The organism is Stenotrophomonas nitritireducens (genome assembly GCF_001431425.1).
In the GTDB taxonomy this organism is placed as follows: domain Bacteria; phylum Pseudomonadota; class Gammaproteobacteria; order Xanthomonadales; family Xanthomonadaceae; genus Stenotrophomonas; species Stenotrophomonas nitritireducens.
In genome coordinates this window covers 145,697-163,305 of sequence record NZ_LDJG01000002.1, presented here as the reverse complement: position 1 = coordinate 163,305, position 17,609 = coordinate 145,697, and the positions used below count along the sequence as shown (strand labels likewise).

The window sequence follows — 17,609 nt, the reverse complement described above, 5'->3', positions numbered from 1 at the left end:
CGGGGCGCGGCTTTGTAGCGCCGGGCAACGCCCGGCGGGGCATTACCGGCAAAGCCCCGGCGGGGCATTGCCCCGCTCTACCGCTCTTCCGGCCGCTGCGCGAGTATCTCGGCGCGCCGCCGTTCGTACTCGACCTCGCCGATCCGGCCGCTCTGCTGCAGGCCTGCCAGCTCGCGCAGCCGCGCCTCGACTTCCGGCGGCTGCGGCGACTGCCGCTGCAGCCGTTGCGCGGCCGAAGGCAGCTCCGGCGGACGGCGCGCGGCGCGGAGCACGGCGGCGATCACCAGCCCGATCACCACTGCGAACGCGGTCACGCCGACCACCCACACCACCCATTGCCAGGGCTGCATGCCGGGTGCGTCCATCTCAGCCTTCCCGCAGCCAGCGCGCGATCTGCGGCGCGTAGTAGGTCAGTACGCCGTCGGCGCCGGCACGCTTGAAGCCGATCATCGTCTCCATCACGCAGCGGCGCTCGTCCAGCCAGCCATTGGCGGCGGCGGCCTTGAGCATCGCGTACTCGCCGCTGACGTGATAAGCGAAGGTCGGTACGCCGAACTCCTGCTTTACCCGGTACACCACGTCCAGGTACGGCATGCCCGGCTTGACCATCACCATGTCCGCGCCTTCCTCCAGGTCCAGCGCGATCTCGCGCAGCGCCTCGTCGCTGTTGGCCGGGTCCATCTGGTAGGTGTGCTTGTCGGCCTTGCCGAGGTTGCCCGAGCTGCCCAGCGCGTCGCGGAACGGGCCGTAGAACGCCGAGGCGTATTTGGCCGAATAGGCCATGATGCGGGCGTTGATGTGGCCGGCGTCGTCCAGCGCCTGGCGGATCGCGCCGATGCGCCCGTCCATCATGTCCGAAGGCGAGACGATGTCCACGCCGGCCTCGGCATGCGACAGCGACTGCTTGACCAGCGCATCGACGGTGACGTCGTTGAGCACGTAGCCGCGCTCGTCGATGATGCCGTCCTGGCCGTGCACGGTGAACGGATCCAGCGCCACGTCGGTCATCACTCCCAGTTCGGGGAAGCGCTGCTTGAGCGCGCGCACCGCGCGCTGCGCCAGGCCGTCCGGATTCCAGGCCTCGGCGGCGTCGAGCGACTTGCACGACGGGTCGACCACCGGGAACAGGTCGATCACCGGCACGCCCAGCTCCAGCGCCTGCTCGGCCTCGCGCAGCAGTTCGTCGATGGACAACCGATCCACGCCCGGCATCGATGCCACCGGCGCGCGGCCGGGCAACTCGTGCACGAACACCGGCCAGATCAGGTCGTCGGCGGTGAACGTGTTCTCGCGCATCAGCCGGCGCGAGAAAGCGTCGTGGCGCATGCGGCGCGGGCGGTAGCGGGGATGGAACATGGCGGTACTCCAAAGGCGGGGGAATGGCTTATTGCAGCAGGTAGCCCTGCGGTTGCAGCGGTTCGGGCAGCGGATGCCCGCCCAGCGCGTCGAGCACGTCGATCTCGACGGTGCGCACCATCGCGTCCAGCGGCAGGTCGTTGGGTTCCAGGCCGAAGGGCTCCTCGAGCTCCTCGCCCAGCTGGTCCAGGCCGAAGAACGCGTAGGCCAGCAGCATCGATACCACCGGCGTGGCCCAGCCCAGCGCGCCGGCCAGGCCGAACGGCAGCAGCACGCAGAACAGCCACGCGCAGCGATGCAGCAGCAGGGTATAGGCGAACGGCAACGGCGTGCCGGCGATGCGCTCGCAGGCGGCCTGCACCGTGGACAACGCGTGCAGGCGCTGCTCGAAGCAGCCGTACAGATAGGGGTCGAGCGTGCCCGCGCGCAGCGGCGTGGCCAGTTCGGCCGCGACCAGCGCCAGCAGGGCGTCGGGAATGTTCCGCCGCTGCAGCGCCGCCTGCTGGTCCGGCTCCAGCCACGGCGCGGCGGCGGCGGCTTCGTCGCGGCCGCGCAGGCGCGCGGCCAGGGCATGGGCGAAACCGATCAGCGGCCGCGACACGCGCCGGCGCAGCGCCGCATCCTCCACCAGCAGGGCGTTCGCCTGGCGGGCAAGGCTGCGCACCTCGATCAGCAGCTGGCCCCATTGCTTGCGGCCCTCCCACCAGCGCTCATGGCAGGCGTTGTTGCGGAAGCTCAGGAAGATCGACAGCACCAGACCCAGCAGGGTGAACGGTGCCACCGCCAGGCCATCGGCGGCGAAGGGATGGTGCAGCTTGGCGAACAGGGCCACGGCCACCGCCAGCACGCCGATCGCCAGCACCCGCGGCGCGATGGCCGGCACGATCGAACCGCGCAGGATGTACAGCAGCTGCCAGCCGCGGGGGCGGGGTCGGATGATCATCGGTGGGTGGTCGCGCCTGCTGCGGGCCCTGTGCGCCGGACCCGTCTGCCGGCAGGGCCCGCCATTCTACGCCTGCCGGTCAGACGAAGCCGCCGCCCAGGCCCAGGCGGATCACGCCGACCACGATCACGGCCACGTTGAGCAGCAGCCCGGCCTTGGCGCGGCCGCGATTGCCGGCGCGGGTGAACAGCAGGCCGATGGCGGCGACGATCGCGCCGACCGCGGCGAACGGAATCAGGAACCAGTTGCCCCAGCCCAGCAGCGGGATGAAGGCCAACACCATCCACAACAGCGCCACGATGCCCCAGACCAGACTGATCAGCCCCATGTCCTTTCCTCCACCGGTTGGTGCGCGCAAGATAGCCCGGAAACGGCCGCTACCGGGCGTTCCATCCGGTTCGCGGCCGATTCACGCACCGGCGCCGATGATCCATCCGACACCCACCGGGGAGTGAAGCCATGAAATTCCCGCTCGCCATCGCATTGGGCATCGCCCTGGCCGCCGGCGGCTGTGCCAGCACCTCCAGGGTCATGCTCGGCCAGGCCCGCGCGCCGGTCGATCCGGCCAGCGTGCGCATCTATTCCACGCCGCCGGCCGGCTCGGTGGAAATCGCCCAGCTCGAATCCTCCAGCGCGGTCGGCTTCGGCACGCAGGGCCAGACCGACGCGGCCATCGCGCGGCTCAAGCGCGAAGCGGCGGCACTCGGCGCCAACGGGGTGATCCTGATGGGCGTAGGCGCCGGCGGCTCGCCGGTGGGCATGTCGGTCGGCGCCGGCAGCTATGGCCGGCACACCGGCGGCGGCCTGAGCGTAGGCATACCGACGCAGCAGAAACGGGCCGCGGGCGTGGCGATCTGGGTGCCACCGGGCTCCCGGTAAAGCCGGAAAGCCCGGCAATCGACGGGGCCTTCCGGGTCGTCCGCGGAATCTTCGGGGCACGGAGCCGCTGCACAGGCAATCGGCAGGGGCGCCGGCGCATTCGTTGACGCCGCCCCCTGCCGCCCGGCATTCCCGGTACGTCAATCGGCATGCCCTGATGCAAAGCGTTTCCGCCGCCTACACCACGCCACTGGAAACGGACATTGCCGGAGCGCCGATGACATGGAGCGTTGAAGCCTTTTCATGACCGCCGCCCTTGGGAGCCGGACACCCGGGCGCCCCCATCCCGGGCGCCACGGCTCACTCCCAAAGGGAAGCAGTCGCACTTCGGCGCCAATCAGACTTTTCCTATAACTCCCAGGCGAAAACCCCTACAGGAAAGGACGCGCCCGGCTCCCTGCGGTGTGCTTCTGCAGCCATGGGCCCGGGCACCACCCGATTCTCCGCAGGCCTGTGGATCGGGGGCGGTAAAAGCCATGTACGGGCCGGATGCAGCGACGCCCGCACCGGGGCCGCGGCCGCTCCAGATCAGAAACTACCTTTTGCGCTGCGCAGGCACGAACACCTCTTCCACCGCCGTTGCCAGCTGGTCCGGCGGCAGCAGGCCCTGGTCGAGCAGGAAGTTGTTGAACGCCAGCAGATCGAATCGCTCCCCCAGCGCCAGCTCGGCCCGCATGCGCAGCTCCATGATCCGGCTGTAGCCATGGAAATAGCTGGGCGCACGCCCCGGCGCACGCACGGTATAACGATCCAGTTCCTGCCGGGCCATCGCCTCGGACAGGCCGACACCCTCGATCAATACGCCGCGCGCCTGTTCCCGGTCGATCAGGCCCAGGTTGAGCATCGGATCGAGCATCGCGCGCGCCGCGCGCAGCAGGCGGAACTGCAGGGCGATCATCTGCCCGTCCAACGGCTCGTACGGCATCATCTCCGCCTCGGCATACAGCGCCCAGCCCTCCACATTGACCAGGTTGAAAGCGAACAGGGTGCGCGCCAGCGAAATGCCCCGCTCGACCATCGCCGCGAACTGCAGGTCATGGCCCGGTCGTCCTTCATGCGCGCTCAGGCTCCATGACGCGGCATCGAAGCTGAAATCATCGTACTGCGCCTTGCCCTCCGAGGCCGGGTTGCCCAGCGGCAACACGAAGACCCCGAACTGGCCGTGGTTGTCGACCAGCGGCGGCGGCAGGTAGTGCGGCGCTGGCGCCGCGGCGCTCTCGGCCGCGCTGCCCAGGCGCATCCGCAGCGGACGCTGTGGCATATCGACGATGCGCTGGCGGCGGATGACCGGGTCGATGGCGTCGATCACGCCACGGTAGTGCGCTTCGAGCCGGTCGTCGGCAATCTTCTCCCGCTTCAGTGCGCGGATCACCGCGACGTAGTCGTTGCGATCGTCGATCGCCAGGCCCTTGGCCGCGGCCACCAGCGGCGCCAGCTGCCGCAGCATGCCGCGGGTCTCCATGTACTCCAGCTGCGCGCGCTGCATCAGCAGGGCAGGATCGATGTCGATGCCGGCCTCCTTGAGCCGGAAGGCATACAGCCCGGCCGGCAGGCGCGGATCGGTGCGTGCAAGGGGCAGTACCTGTTCCCGGGTCCAGGCGATGTAGTCCTTCATCTGTGTGGCCAGGGTCGCCAGCGCCGCATCCGCGCCCCGTATGCGGTGTTCGGCAAACAGCTCGGCGATGCCCTCGACATAGGTATCGACATTGGCCAGCGCCTGCTCGATCTCGGCGCGCGTGGGCTGCAGCAGATCCGGCGTGCCGCTTTTCTCCTCGTAGCGCTGGCGCGCCAGCGTGGCCAGCGGCGGCGTGCCGGGCACCTGGCCGATATAGGCCCGCAGCCGTTCCAGCGCCTTGCCACGATGCGGCGCCGGCGGCGGATCGGTCAGCAGGTTGTTGAGCCCGCCAAACACGACCTGCGGCACGTCCACCCACGGCATCAGGTACTGCGCATCGAGCTGGCTGCCTTCGATGCTGCGCTCGGCTGCCGCGATCATGATTTCCAGGTCCTGCCGGACATTGGGATCGCGCTCGAGCTGGAGCTGTCCGCGCAGCCGTTCGCGTGCCGTTCCCAGAGCCGCGCGATAACGGGCATCGTGGCCCGGGGCCAGGTCGACCGCCCGGCCCTCATAGCCCTGCACGCCCAGCGAGCTGGCCATCTCCGGCAGGAACGGCGCCTGCGCCTGCAGCAGGATCTGCGCCAGCTCATTGCTGCGCGCCACCCATGCCGGAGCGCCGGCAGCGGCGGGTGCCGGGGTGGCCGGTCCCGCAGCCGCGGCCAGCGGCAGGGACGCGCACAGGGCGAGAACGAGGAGGGAACGCATCATGCACAGCTCCTTGGATCGGAACCGCGAACGTATTCAGCCACCCCGTCGGCGACAAGGTCGGACAGTCACAGTGACGTTCGTCATGCCGCCCGCCACACGCGTGGCCCGCCGGATCTACGGCTCCAAACCGCGCATCGCGATCCGGCGACGATCACGGCGGCGGCGGCGGCGGTGGAGCATCACCGCCTCCGTGCCGGCTCAGGGCTTGAGGCAGCGCGCGAGGAAGTTCTCGGCCATGCGGTAGCGGTGCAGCGCATTGCTGCCGGACAGGCCGTGCTTGGCGCCCGGGTAGGTCATCAGCTCGAACGGCTGGCCGCGCTTCTGCAGCGCGCTCATCAGGCTGGTCGAGTTGGTGAAAAGCACGTTGTCGTCGGCCATGCCATGGATCAGCAGCAGCGGCGAGGTGAGTCCGTCGATGTGGGTGAGGATGCGCCCTTCGCGATAGCCGTCCGGGTTGGCCGCCGGCAGGTTCATGTAGCGCTCGGTGTAGTGGGTGTCGTACAGGCCCCAGTCGGTGACCGGCGCGCCGGCCACGCCGCAGGCGTACTGGTCCGAGGCCTTGGCCAGCAGCATCAGGGTCATGTAGCCGCCGTTGGACCAGCCCTGCACGCCGATGCGCTTTCCATCCACCCACGGCTGCGCCTTCAGCCATTCCACGCCCTTGAGCTGGTCGGCCACTTCCACGGTGCCCTGCACGCCATACAGCGCACCGCCGAAATCGCGGCCGCGGCGCGGGGTGCCGCGGTTGTCCAGCGAGAACACCACGTAGCCGCGCTGCGCCAGGTACTGGTTGAACAGGTGGTCGCCGCGACCGGGCCAGCTGTCGGTGACGGTCTGCGATGCCGGCCCGCCGTACACGTACACCGCCACCGGGTACTGCTTCGCCGGGTCGAAACCGGCCGGCTTGATCAGGCTGTAGTGCAGCGGGGTTTTGCCGTCGGCGGCGGTGAGCGTGCCGAACTCGACCGGCAGCTGCGCGTCGCGGTACTTCGCGTACGGATGCGACGGATCGGCCAGGTCGTTGTCCAGCAGAGTGGCGATCTTTTCGCCATTGGCGCGGTACAGCTCGATCTGCGGCGGCGTGGCGCTGTTGGACCAGCTGTCCACGTAGACGCTGGCATTGTTGGCGAACGCAGCGCCGTGCATGCCCGCGGCCCGCGACAGCTTCTTCGGCGTACCGCCGGCCAGCGGCACGACGTAGATCTCGCTGCGCAGCGGCGATTCGACGCCGGCGCGGAAATAGACGGTGCCGGCGGCTTCATCCACCGCCAGCAGTTCGTCGACCGGCCAGTTGCCCGAGGTCAGCGCGGTCAGGTGGCTGCCGTCGGCATTGGCCACGTACAGGTGCTGGAAGCCGCTGCGCTCGGACGACCACAGGAAACGGCCGTCCTTGAGGAAGCGCAGGCTGTTGTGCAGCGGCACCCAGGTCTTGCCGGTCTCGGTCGCCAGCGTACGCTGCCTGCCGTCGGCCAGGTTGGCCTCGATCAGTTCCAGCTTCTTCTGGTCGCGGCTCTGCCGCTGGAAGGTCAGGTGCTGCGGATCGCGCCAGTTCACGCGGGCCAGGTAGATGTCCTGCTCCTTGCCCAGATCGACCCACTTCGGCGCCGCGCCGGCGCCCGGTGCGACCACGCCGAGCGTGACCAGCACGTTGCGGTCGCCGGCCGCCGGATAGCGCTGCTCGATCATCTCCACGCGGTCGGCGTACATCTCATAGCGCTTCTGCACCGGCACCGGCGATTCGTCGATGCGGGCGAAGGCGATGGCGGAGTCGTCCGGCGCCCACCAGTAGCCGGTGTGGCGATCCATTTCCTCGTCGGCGACGAACTCGGCCACACCGTTGCCGATGGTGGCGCTGCCGTCGCGGGTCAGCTGCAGCTGCCTGCCGCTGGCCAGGTCGATCACCCACAGGTTGCGCTCGCGCACGAAGCTGACGAAACCGCCCTTCGGCGAGAGCTTGGCATCGGTGGCAAAGCCTTCGCCGCGGGTGAGCTGGCGCACCGCGTCGCGCCCCTGCTTGCCGAGGTCGTACAGGTACAGCTCGCCGCCGAGCGGGAACAGCAGCGTCTTCGCGTCGGGCGACCACTGGTAATCGACGATGCCGGTCATCGCCGCGATGCGCTGGCGCTCGCGCCGCGCCTTCTCCTCGTCGCTGAGCGTTTCGGTGCCAGGCAGCACCACCTTGGAATCGACCAGCAGCCGGGTCTGGCCGCTGGCGATGTCGTACTCCCACAGGTCCAGCTGGTTGCGGTCGCTGTCCTTGCCGCGCAGGAACGTCACCCGCGAACCGTCGGGCGCCACCTTGGGCTTCATCAGGGTGGGGCCGGTCAGCGGCGCGTTGCCGGTGATGGCTTCGAGGGTCAGCTTTTCGGCGTGGACGGCGGGCGTGGCGAGCATCATGGCAAGGGCGAGGAACAAGGGGCGCATGGGATTCCTGTCATCGACAGAATGGATCGCGCCATCCTAGCCGAGCCGGCCCGCCCTTGCCCCTGCCATCGGTCGCGCGCGCCAAGCCGCCGCCAGGCCCTCAGCGCTGGCCGCGCTGCTCCTCGCGCATCCTGCGGCGGATGAAGAACACCGTGAACATTGGAATGCCCAGGATGATCAACGCCCCGCAGATCGTCAGCCAGCCCACCGGTTGCGTCAGCATGTCGCGCAAGATCGGATGCATCGTCGTCCCCTCCCCGTGCCGTGTCGATGGAGGCAGCGTAGGGGGATCGGCTAGGGCTGGCCTTGCGCAGGATCAATCGGCAGGGATCACCCATGCCTGCCCCGGTCAGCATCCACCTCGACGCCACCCGAATGCGGCTCGGGTAAACGTTCTGGAAGCGCAGCCCGATCTGCTCGTCGCGCTGCCACAGCAGTTTCCCGTCGATACTGTACATCTCGTACAGGGCGCCGCCCGTGCTGGACGTACGCACCCGCCGTCCCTGCGCGTCGTAGCGGTACGTCTCCGTGCCCAGCGCCGTGCGCAGCCGGTTGCCGTGGTCGAACACGAACAGGTAGCCGTTCTTGTTGTTCGCGTTGCTGCGCGCGTCGTAGCCCAGCCCGATCACGCTCGGGCCGCCGGGACCGTCGAGCAGGTTGGTCAGCCGGTTGCTGGCGTCGTACCAGTACACGTGATCGCGGCCGGCCACCGTGGCCCGGGTGACGTTGTCCAGCACGTCGTAGGTGTATGTGGCCCCGCCCGGATACAGCGGCGAGGTCACGCCCGTCAGCCGGTCCCGGCCGTCGTAGCCCATGCTGCGGGTCTGCCGGCCCGCGGCCGTGTAGTCGGTGATCGAGGCCACGTTGCCGTTGCCATCGTAGGCATAGGCCAGGTCCAGCACACCGCCACTGTCGGTGCTGCGCGCCGGCAGCTGCCGCGCGTTCTGGGTCATCGTATGCACCAGGCCGTTGCCGTAGGTGAACTGCTTCATCGCCCCGTTCGGGTAGTACTGCACGCCCGTGGCGAAAGTGCCTGCCTGGGTCGGCTGGCCCAGCGCATTGGGCAGGTAGTCCACCGTCAGGCCCGCCGGATACACCAGGCTCGCCAGGTGGCCGTTGGCGTTGTAGCCGTAGCCGATCGACCACACCGCCTGTCCCGCCGTCTGCGACTGGCTTTCGCCGGTCAGCAGCCGCCGCCTGTTGTAGACGTAGCTGTTGCTGACCGTAGTGCTGCCCCCCTCGTTCCAGGTGGTGACCGTGTCCGGCAGGCCGTCGGCCATGTAGGTCCAGTTCTGGTTGCCGTTGCCGTCCGGGAAGGTGAGCGTGGTGAGGCGGTTGCGCGCATCGTAGCTGCGGCTCACCTTCTGGCTGCCTGCCACGCTGGCGGTGTCACAACTGCTGGCCGAGGGCAGGGCCTGGCCGCTGGCCGACCAGCTCAGGTTGCCGGCGTTGTCGTAGGCCATCACCGTGCTGCCGGTCTCCGGCTCGATGCTCTTGCACAGCTGCTGGTAGGCGTCGTACACGTAGCGCCGCGTCACCGACACGCTGCTGGCCGCATTGCGCTGGGTGATCGCCGTCGGCTTGCCGAACACGTCGCGGGCGACGTCCGTATAAACCCCGCCCGGCTGCTCCACTGCCACCGGGTAGTCGGTGGTCGGCTGGCCCCAGGCCATGTAGCTGGTCGTGGTCTGCTGGCCACGCGGGTTGGTGGTGCGGGTCTTGAAGCCGGCCAGGTACTCGATGGTCGTGGTCAGTACGCCCAGCTCGGAATCCTGCGTGGCGGCGACAGGGCGGCCCAGGGCGTCGTAGGTGGTGCGATTGCCCAAGGAAAGCGCATCGTTGCTGCCCGGGTACGAAGCGAAGGTGATCCGACCCTCATGGTCGTAGCTGAAGCGCTGGAAGCGCTGGGTGCCGCTGATGTTGGCCGTGTCGTACTCCTGGGTGAGCAGCGGCCGCCACAGCGCATCGTAGTAGGTCAGCCTGCGTGCATTGCCGGTGCTCACCGTCTGCCGCCAGTGCCCGGCCGGTATCCCGTACTCGGCCGCGCTCACCGGCTGGAATACCTGCGTGGTGGTGTTCCACACCGTACTGTCGCCGGTCGGGTAGGCGATGCTGGCCAGCCGGCCCATCGCATCGTAGGTGTAGTTGGTCGCGTAGCCGTTTTCGTTGGTGACCTGGGTGATCCAGCCGCTGTCGTTGACCACCACCGAGCGGGCCTTGCCATCGGCATGACTGATGGACTGGGGGATGCCGCGCTTCCACGACGACAGCGTGGTGAGGTTGTTGTTGCCGTCCTTGACCGTGGCCACCGTACCGTCGGCGTTGTAGGTCAGCGTCTGCTGCAGCCGGCCATAGGACGAGTACGTCAACGGCTGTGCGGTAGTGGTGCTGAAGGTCGTCGATTCAACCACTATGCCGTTGACCGCGCGGCTGGCTACCTGGCCCAGCACCCACTTGCTCGTGTTGTCGTAATAGGTGATGACTTCCGTGCGGCTGTAGCTTTGCGCCGAGGCCACCATCGGCAGCAGGGCCACCAACAGCGAAGTCAAAAGAGGGAGCGGCTGGAAACAGGTCCTTTGTTTGCTCATGTCCTGAGTCCTTCAGGGGGAGGGAGTGCTGGATTGCGTGACATTCACCGGCCGGGCGAAAACATCGAAAGCTGTCGCCTCCCAGCTGAACTTCACGCCGCTTTCGATCACTTCCCGTCGCCGCAGCGGCCTTACCAATACCGACGATTCGTCGTTGCCTCCCCATAGCGATCCGTATCTGTCCGGAAACGGAGCCGAGGCGGCTTCCGCACTGGATACGTAGGTGAGGTACTCGGAACGGAGCGCGGTTCCGACACTGGAACTGTGGAACCTACCCAGCAGGCGCCCCTCGTTGTGCGAATAGACGATGCCATATTCCTCTTCCACCTGGCTTCCGTCCGGCTGCACGATCCGGACTCGCTTGGACTGCGGGCATGTCGTACAGGGCGGAACGATTCCCGACCATAGGCCATGATAGTCGCCGAGGTCCGAATAGCCCCAGACCTGCCCGGACGGGATGCCCGGACCCGTGATCCTCTTTGTCCAGAGACCAAGCACGTCGAAGTAATTCGGCAAGGCCAGCCTATGCACGACCGACGTACCACCAACCGACTCGGCCTCGCAATAGGTCCATGGAATGCCCGCGCGATACAGCCGTTGATGGGCGAACTCGAATTCACCCAGTGCACCAGACGGATGGCGCAACTGCAGCGTGTAGTTCTTCAGCGCCAATGGCGCGATGTTTCCGCACCCCACCCCGGGATCTTCCGTCCAGCGTTCATAGCGGATGCGCCTGTCCGCCAGATGGGTGAACTCCCAGAACGACTGGTCCGGAAGGTTTACGCGCTGGAGGTTCGATCCATTGTAGGTATAGCTCCAGTTCCTGCCATGTGCGCTTGCGCTGGAAAGGCGGCCGCTGCTGTATGTCAGCGAGATGAGGCGGCCGTCACTGCTGCTGATGCTGACAGGGTGGCCCGCAGCGTTGTAGGAATATTCCACCCAATTCCCGAAACGGTCTTCGACCCTGCTCGCCAGCAGCGACACCTCCAAGCGCAGCCGTGAAGCAGGAGAACCATTATCCCTGCCCATCTTGCCTGCAGAACGCTGGGTTCCGACGTTGAAGGTGTAAACCAGCCCTGCCATAGTTTCCACGACAAAGCCCTCGCCTGGGTATCCGGAGATCATCGGCGTGCAGGACACCGCATCAAAGGCCGTCGTCGTCCACAGTCGCGTCTTGGAATCGGGCTTCCTGTACTGGCTCGGCGGCAGGCCCACCAGACTGCGGCTGCCTTGCCCCGGAATGCTCAAGACATAGCCCGACCATATCTCGGACATGTCATGCGGCGGATCGGTACGCGGGAAAAAACTGCTGGAGCAGCGTGGCGCGCTGCCGCCGTAGCCGATGTTCCACCCGTACATCGAGTCGAACACGCCTGATATCCGCGGGACATCCACGTCCCAGTCCCCCGCCCCGCCATATGTTTCGGGAGGAGTCCCCAGGTAGGGAACCGGCCTGATGGCCAGGCTACGGGACAGGCGCACCGGCAATGCGTTCGAGCCTGGAACATCCACATCCACGTGGTGGAAAACAACGGTCTGGTCGTAAAGGTTCACCGCCTCTCCGAACAGATCCGAAGTCAACGCGGGCACGATTTCCGCCGCCCTTATCTTCCTGTCGTATTCCTGGTAAGGCTGCATCGCATCACTGGCAAGAGCCGCGAGTGCCCCTTCGGATTCATCGGGTTTTATATCGCCCGGATTCTGGGCAAAAGCCAGTCCTCACATGGAAAAAAGCAGAAAAAACAACCAATATGAGGCTGCGCTGCGTACCGACATGATCACTTCCTTGCGTGACGGTTCATGCCGCCATACCCTCCCCCATTATCCAGCGCAAAACAAGCACCCCCCCGGATATACGCTGCGAAACGCGAAAACATCATCGCCGTTCCCCGGTATCGGATGCCCGGGCTGCATTACCCGTACCTTTTCCGCCGACATAATCAATCGAACACATCCGCCGTATCGACCAAGGCAGATTGCCTGCACCCATCCGCCAGGCGCGGATGCATTCCTGCGGAGCGCGCATCCATTCCTGGCATCCGGCCTGGTCGAACGCCCCCGGCTCCGTGGAAAGGAGCCGGGAATGCGAACCTGCTATGCGATCCGACTTGTATCAGCTCGAATGAAACAGGAGCGCATGGGGAGCGCCAAGCAACTCAACGCCTGCCGAACAACTGCCTGCGCTCGTCCTCGCTCAACGGCTTGCCTGCATCCGGGTTGACCGTCGGGCCCAGCGCGTAGGCGCGCTGCGTGGCCGGGCGCGCGGCGATGGCCTGGTGCCAGCGGTGCAGGTGCGGGAAGGCGTCGAAGTCGGCCGGCAGCTTGCTGTAGGCGCCGATCCACGGGTAGCTGGCCATGTCGGCGATGCCGTATTCGTCGCCGGCCAGGTACGGCGATTGCGACAGGCGCTTGTCCATCACCCGGTGCAGGCGCCGCACCTCGCTGTCGTAGCGTTCGATGGCGTAGGGAATGCGCTCGGGCGCGTAGACGTTGAAGTGGCCCATCTGCCCGCTCATCGGCCCCAGCCCGCCCATCTGCCAGAACAGCCATTCCAGCGCGGCGGCGCGGCCGCGCAGGTCGGCAGGCAGGAAGCGGCCGGTCTTCTCGGCCAGGTACAGCAGGATCGCGCCGGACTCGAACACGCTCAGCGGCGCGCCGCCATCGGCCGGGGCGTGGTCGACGATGGCCGGCATCTTGTTGTTCGGCGAGATGGCCAGGAAATCGGGCTGGAACTGGTCGCCCTTGCCGATGTTGACCGGCACCAGGCGGTACTCCAGCCCGGCTTCTTCCAGGAACAGGGTGATCTTGTGGCCGTTGGGGGTGGGCCAGTAATGGAGGTCGATCATGAATGCGTCTCCGTGGGGGGAACCGTCGCCGGGGATCGATACGGTAGCGCTTGGCAGCCTACCGGACGACCGTTAACCTGCCGCCTTTCCGCAACGCAGCATTCCTGCCATGTCCGAACACAAACCGCTGAGCCCCCTCCCGGCCCTGATCTTCGCCTCGCGCTGGCTGCAGCTGCCGCTCTACCTGGGCCTGATCATCGCCCAGGGCGTCTACGTCTATCTGTTCGGCCACGAGCTGTGGCACCTGATCACCCACGCGGCCAGCTGGACCGAGCAGCAGATCATGCTGATCGTGCTCGGCCTGATCGACGTGGTGATGATCTCCAACCTGCTGGTGATGGTCATCGTCGGCGGCTACGAGACCTTCGTCTCGCGCCTGGGCCTGCAGGGGCACCCGGACCAGCCGGAGTGGCTCAGCCACGTCAACGCCTCGGTGCTGAAGGTGAAGCTGGCGATGGCGATCATCGGCATCTCCTCGATCCACCTGCTCAAGACCTTCATCGAGGCCGGCCAGCTCGGCTTGCCGCTGTGCGGATCGGAAGCGGCCGTGGGCGTGCCCTGCACCAAGTTCACCTCCGCCGGCGTGATGTGGCAGACCATCATCCACTGCGTGTTCATCCTGTCGGCGATCGGCATCGCCTGGACCGACAAACTGATGTCCAACGGCCATCCCAGGCAGAACGGGCACTGACCCCGGCACCGATCCGGTCGATGGTCGTCACCCCGTGACGGCCATCGGCTTTCATGGATCCCGCCACCGCCGCCTCGTGCAACCACGCGCGGCAATGCTAGATTCACCCTTCGCCCCGGGTCCGGCCGGCGTCGGGAAACGCCGCGCATCCATGACGGCCCGGGCGAGCAACCATTCGCGTTCGTCGATTCAAGGGGAAGATTGATGTCGTACGTCACGATCCACGGCAAAGCGCGCCTGCTGGCGCCCGCCCTGCTGGCCGTCGCCCTGGCGGCCTGTTCGGGCAAGGACGATTCCGCTCCGGCCTCCGCCTCCGGCACGCCCGCCAGCCCCGCCGCCGCTCCGGCCGAGCCCGCGGTTTCGGCCAAGGTACAGTCGATGGGCACCGATCAGCTGCGCGATTCGGCCAGCACCGCCCTGCGCGAGAACCGCATGTATGCGCCGGCCGGCGACAATGCCATGGAGTTTTATCTGGCCCTGCGCGACAAGCTGCCCGACGACGCGGCGGTCAAGAGCGCGCTGACCGACCTGCAGCCCTATACCCTGATCGCCGCCGAACAGAGCCTGGCGCGCGAGGACTTCCCCGAAGCCCAGCGCCTGATCGCGCTGATCGAGAAGGTGGACCCGACGGCACCGGCGCTGCCGCGGCTCAAGCAGGGCATCACCCGCGGCATGGAAGTGGCGGTCAAGCGCACGCAGGAGGAGACCGACAAGGTCAAGAAGGACGCCGAGAACCGCGCCAAGCAGCTGGTCGAGCAGCAGCGCCTGGCGCAGCAGCAGGCCGCCGAGGCCACCGCCGCGCAGCAGCTGGCCACGCGCCAGGAGGCCGCACGCCAGGAAAGCGAACGCCTGGAAGCCGAGCGCCAGGCCGCCACCAAGCGTGAGGCCGATGCCCGCGCCGCCGCGCAGCAGGTCGCCGCCGCACCGAAGCCCGCCGCGGCCGCACCTACCCTGCGCGCGGTGAGCACGCCCGCCCCGCGCTACCCGGCCGATGCGCTGCGCTCGGGCACCTCCGGCGAGGTGCTGGTGGAACTCACCATCGGCACCGATGGTTCGGTCACCGACGCCCGCGTGCTGCGCGCCAATCCGCCGCGCGTGTTCGACCGCGAGGCGTTGAACGCGGTCAAGCGCTGGCGCTTCGAGCCGATCTCCAGCCCGACCACCACCCGCCGTACGCTGGCCTTCCAGCCGAACCAGTAACCCTGCGCCACCGCAGAAAGAAGGCCCGGATCGCTCCGGGCCTTTTTTTGTGGGCCCGATCCGGGGCCGCAGCGCCGGGCTTCACCGCCCGGCGCTGCGAACACGGCCGGAACCGGCAATCACGCCCGGGCTCACAGCTGGTCGCCCAGGGACAACAGGAACTCCACCATCAACCGGGTACGCGCCGATGCCTGGCGTGCGTGGCCATATACCACCGCCAATGGCGCCCCGGTGCAGGCATGGTCGTCCAGAACCGGCACCAGGCGCCCGGCCGCCAGCCCGGCGCTCACCACGTAGCGCGGCGCCTGCAGGATGCCCTGCCCCGCTTCGGCCAAGGCCAGCAGCACCGCGGCATGATCGCTGGCAAGCGGTCCAAGCGGGACATGGCGGTAATGTTGCCGCTGCCGCGTGTAGGTCCATGCACGGAACCTGCCGCTCCCGGCCATGACGTAGCGCAGGCAGCGATGCCCGGAAAGGTCTTCTGGCCGCCGCGGCACACCCTGCTGCCGCAGATACGACGGCGCTGCGACCGTCACGAACCGGTGCGGCGGCAATGCGCGTGCCACCAACCTCGAATCGGGCACTTCGCCCAGCATCACCGCCAGGTCGAAGCGCTCGGCAGTCATATCCACGTGCCGGTCGGTCAATACCAGCTCCACTTCCAGGCCGGGATGCGCCGCCAACCATGCGCCGAGTGCCGGCGCGACCACGTACTGGCCGAAGCTCACCGGTACCGCCAGCCGCAGCTTTCCACACCAGGGCTGCGCATCGCCTGAAAGCAGACTGCGCGCGGCCTCCACGCCACTCATGCTCTGCCGGCAGGCCGCGTAGAAGAATTCGCCGTCTCCGGTGAGGGTGATCTGGCGTGGTGAACGGTGGAACAGTTTCACTCCCAGCTCCGCCTCCAATCGCGCAACCGACTTGCTTACCGCAGATGGCGTGAGCCGCAGCACGCGCGCCGCACGGGTGAAGTTGCCCGTTTCCGCCGCACGCACGAAGGTGCTGATGTCGCTGAAAGGATCCATCTCAAGCGTTCCCTGCGTTCACAGTTACTGCGAATTCCACGGGCTTATCACCCATATCGCTCCTTCCTATAGTCGCCCCCACACCATTTGGCGAGGGGCCTGTCTTGTTCGATCTCACACGTTCGCTGTTTCCGAAATTCCTGCTGCTGTCCGCCGCGGCCAGCGCCAACGGCCATTCGACGCCGCTGCCGCCGAAAGCCGGCCAATCCTCCGCCGCATCGCCGCAGGTGCCCCTTCTTTCCGCACCACACCAGGGGCGCCCGGCGCTGCTGATGATCGAGTTCGTCAATGAATGGCTGGTCGATGATGGCAAGTTGCGCGGCCTGATCAAAGACCAGGAGGCCTTCCAGCATTCGCAGCAGGCTGCGCAACGCGCGCTGGCGGCAGCGCGCGATGCGGACATGCCGGTGATCCACGCCACGCTGCAGATGTCATCGGATTACCGCGAACTGGGCCAGGCGCGCTTTGGCCTGCGCGGCGCCATTCCCAGCTTCAATACCTGGAAGACCGAAGACAGCGGCTGGCGGTTCCATCCCGCGTTCGCTCCGCGAGCCGGTGAGTTCGTCGTCAGCGGCCGCGCCGGTGCCAGCGCGTTCGCCGCGTCCAATCTGGACAGCTATCTGCGCGGCCAGGGCATCACCCGGCTCTATCTGGCCGGATACGCCACCCATGTCTGCATCGAATCCACGCTGCGCGCGGCGCATGACCTCGGCTACGAACCCATCGTATTGAGCGACGCCACCGCCGCTTTCACCGCGCAGCAGCAACGGCACGTACTGGAGCATGTCGTCCACCACTTCGGCTGGGCGATGCCGGTCCAGGATTTCATCGGCGCCCTGCGGCAGCAGGAACCGCCTCCGGCGCAGTCCCCCGCGGTGCCCGCAGCGGGCGGACCGGTGGCAGCCTTCACCGCGGTAACCGCGCCGGGGCAGGAGATCCCCGGTGTTTCCGGGGCGATGGTTCTGGACAGTGGCCTGATCCTGCTCAGCGGACATGTCCCGCTGTCCTCCGATGGAAGCATCGCCGGCACCCTGCAGGAGCAGCTCGAACAGGTGTTCCAGAATCTGGAAGCCACGCTTCGCCAGGCCGGCAGCGGCATCGACCGCCTGGTCAGGCTCACCTTCTATGTCCGCGACTACCGGGAGGCGGAGCTGGCGACGATACGCAACAGCCGCGACCGCTGGCTGCGAGGGCATGCGCCAGCCAGCGCGCTGATCGGTGTCCAGTCGCTGTTCGGGCCCGAAGTGCTGGTTGAAGTGGACGCAGTGGCGATGCGTTGAGGCGGGCGGACGCCGCGTCCTGCGGCAATCCACGCATCGGAAAAAAGACAG

Annotated in this window: 14 protein-coding genes; 4 read left to right on the top strand and 10 right to left on the bottom strand. The window is 67.4% G+C overall.

Annotated elements, in window-relative coordinates; genetic code table 11:
* Nucleotides 1-77: 77 nt before the first annotated feature.
* The 4 genes from ABB22_RS01540 to ABB22_RS01525 form a co-directional block, all read right to left on the bottom strand.
* Nucleotides 78-365: an SHOCT domain-containing protein gene (locus ABB22_RS01540; protein ID WP_235504263.1), complete on the bottom strand. Its 288-nt coding sequence runs from the start codon at nt 363-365 to the stop codon at nt 78-80.
* A gap of 1 nt (nt 366) precedes the next feature.
* The gene (hemB, locus tag ABB22_RS01535; protein WP_055766991.1) at nt 367-1,356 is read right to left on the bottom strand and encodes a porphobilinogen synthase; all 990 of its coding nucleotides are present in this window, start codon (nt 1,354-1,356) and stop codon (nt 367-369) included.
* 28 nt (nt 1,357-1,384) lie between these two features.
* Nucleotides 1,385-2,299, bottom strand: coding sequence for a bestrophin family protein (locus tag ABB22_RS01530; protein ID WP_055766994.1), 915 nt, complete (start codon nt 2,297-2,299; stop codon nt 1,385-1,387).
* 79 nt (nt 2,300-2,378) lie between these two features.
* Nucleotides 2,379-2,627, bottom strand: coding sequence for a hypothetical protein (locus ABB22_RS01525; protein WP_055766997.1), 249 nt, complete (start codon nt 2,625-2,627; stop codon nt 2,379-2,381).
* Between the two features lie 131 nt (nt 2,628-2,758).
* Between ABB22_RS01525 and ABB22_RS01520 the strand changes: the two genes are divergently transcribed.
* Entirely contained in the window at nt 2,759-3,178 is a 420-nt protein-coding gene (locus tag ABB22_RS01520) for a hypothetical protein (RefSeq protein WP_055766999.1), read from the top strand.
* Between the two features lie 535 nt (nt 3,179-3,713).
* Here the strand turns inward: ABB22_RS01520 and ABB22_RS01515 are convergent.
* From ABB22_RS01515 to ABB22_RS01495, 5 genes are all read right to left on the bottom strand, one after another.
* Nucleotides 3,714-5,504 (bottom strand): DUF885 domain-containing protein, encoded by a 1,791-nt coding sequence (locus tag ABB22_RS01515; RefSeq protein ID WP_425477759.1) that lies wholly within the window; start codon nt 5,502-5,504, stop codon nt 3,714-3,716.
* Between the two features lie 198 nt (nt 5,505-5,702).
* Complete coding sequence (locus ABB22_RS01510) at nt 5,703-7,928, bottom strand: S9 family peptidase (protein WP_057505017.1); 2,226 nt, start codon at nt 7,926-7,928, stop codon at nt 5,703-5,705.
* On the bottom strand, nt 7,898-10,516 hold the full coding sequence (locus tag ABB22_RS01505) for an RHS repeat domain-containing protein (protein WP_082443531.1): 2,619 nt from the start codon (nt 10,514-10,516) through the stop codon (nt 7,898-7,900). The genes ABB22_RS01510 and ABB22_RS01505 overlap by 31 nt, the downstream gene beginning before the upstream one ends.
* Nucleotides 10,517-10,528: 12 nt before the next feature.
* Nucleotides 10,529-12,154: a hypothetical protein gene (locus ABB22_RS01500; RefSeq protein WP_055767008.1), complete on the bottom strand. Its 1,626-nt coding sequence runs from the start codon at nt 12,152-12,154 to the stop codon at nt 10,529-10,531.
* A gap of 518 nt (nt 12,155-12,672) precedes the next feature.
* Entirely contained in the window at nt 12,673-13,362 is a 690-nt protein-coding gene (locus tag ABB22_RS01495; protein ID WP_055767011.1) for a glutathione binding-like protein, read from the bottom strand.
* A 109-nt stretch (nt 13,363-13,471) separates the two neighbouring features.
* On the opposite strand from ABB22_RS01495, the gene ABB22_RS01490 reads away from it, so the two are divergent.
* On the top strand, nt 13,472-14,053 hold the full coding sequence (locus ABB22_RS01490) for a TIGR00645 family protein (protein ID WP_055767014.1): 582 nt from the start codon (nt 13,472-13,474) through the stop codon (nt 14,051-14,053).
* Between the two features lie 204 nt (nt 14,054-14,257).
* Complete coding sequence (locus tag ABB22_RS01485; RefSeq protein WP_055767017.1) at nt 14,258-15,253, top strand: energy transducer TonB; 996 nt, start codon at nt 14,258-14,260, stop codon at nt 15,251-15,253.
* 131 nt (nt 15,254-15,384) lie between these two features.
* Here ABB22_RS01485 and ABB22_RS01480 read toward each other — a convergent pair whose 3' ends face one another.
* Nucleotides 15,385-16,278: a LysR family transcriptional regulator gene (locus tag ABB22_RS01480; RefSeq protein WP_055767020.1), complete on the bottom strand. Its 894-nt coding sequence runs from the start codon at nt 16,276-16,278 to the stop codon at nt 15,385-15,387.
* Between the two features lie 104 nt (nt 16,279-16,382).
* Here ABB22_RS01480 and ABB22_RS18565 point away from each other — a divergent pair, with 104 nt between their 5' ends.
* Nucleotides 16,383-17,558 carry an isochorismatase family protein gene (locus tag ABB22_RS18565; RefSeq protein ID WP_200911350.1) on the top strand — a complete coding sequence of 392 codons (1,176 nt, stop codon included), beginning with the start codon at nt 16,383-16,385 and terminating at the stop codon, nt 17,556-17,558.
* The last annotated feature ends 51 nt before the right edge of the window (nt 17,559-17,609 follow it).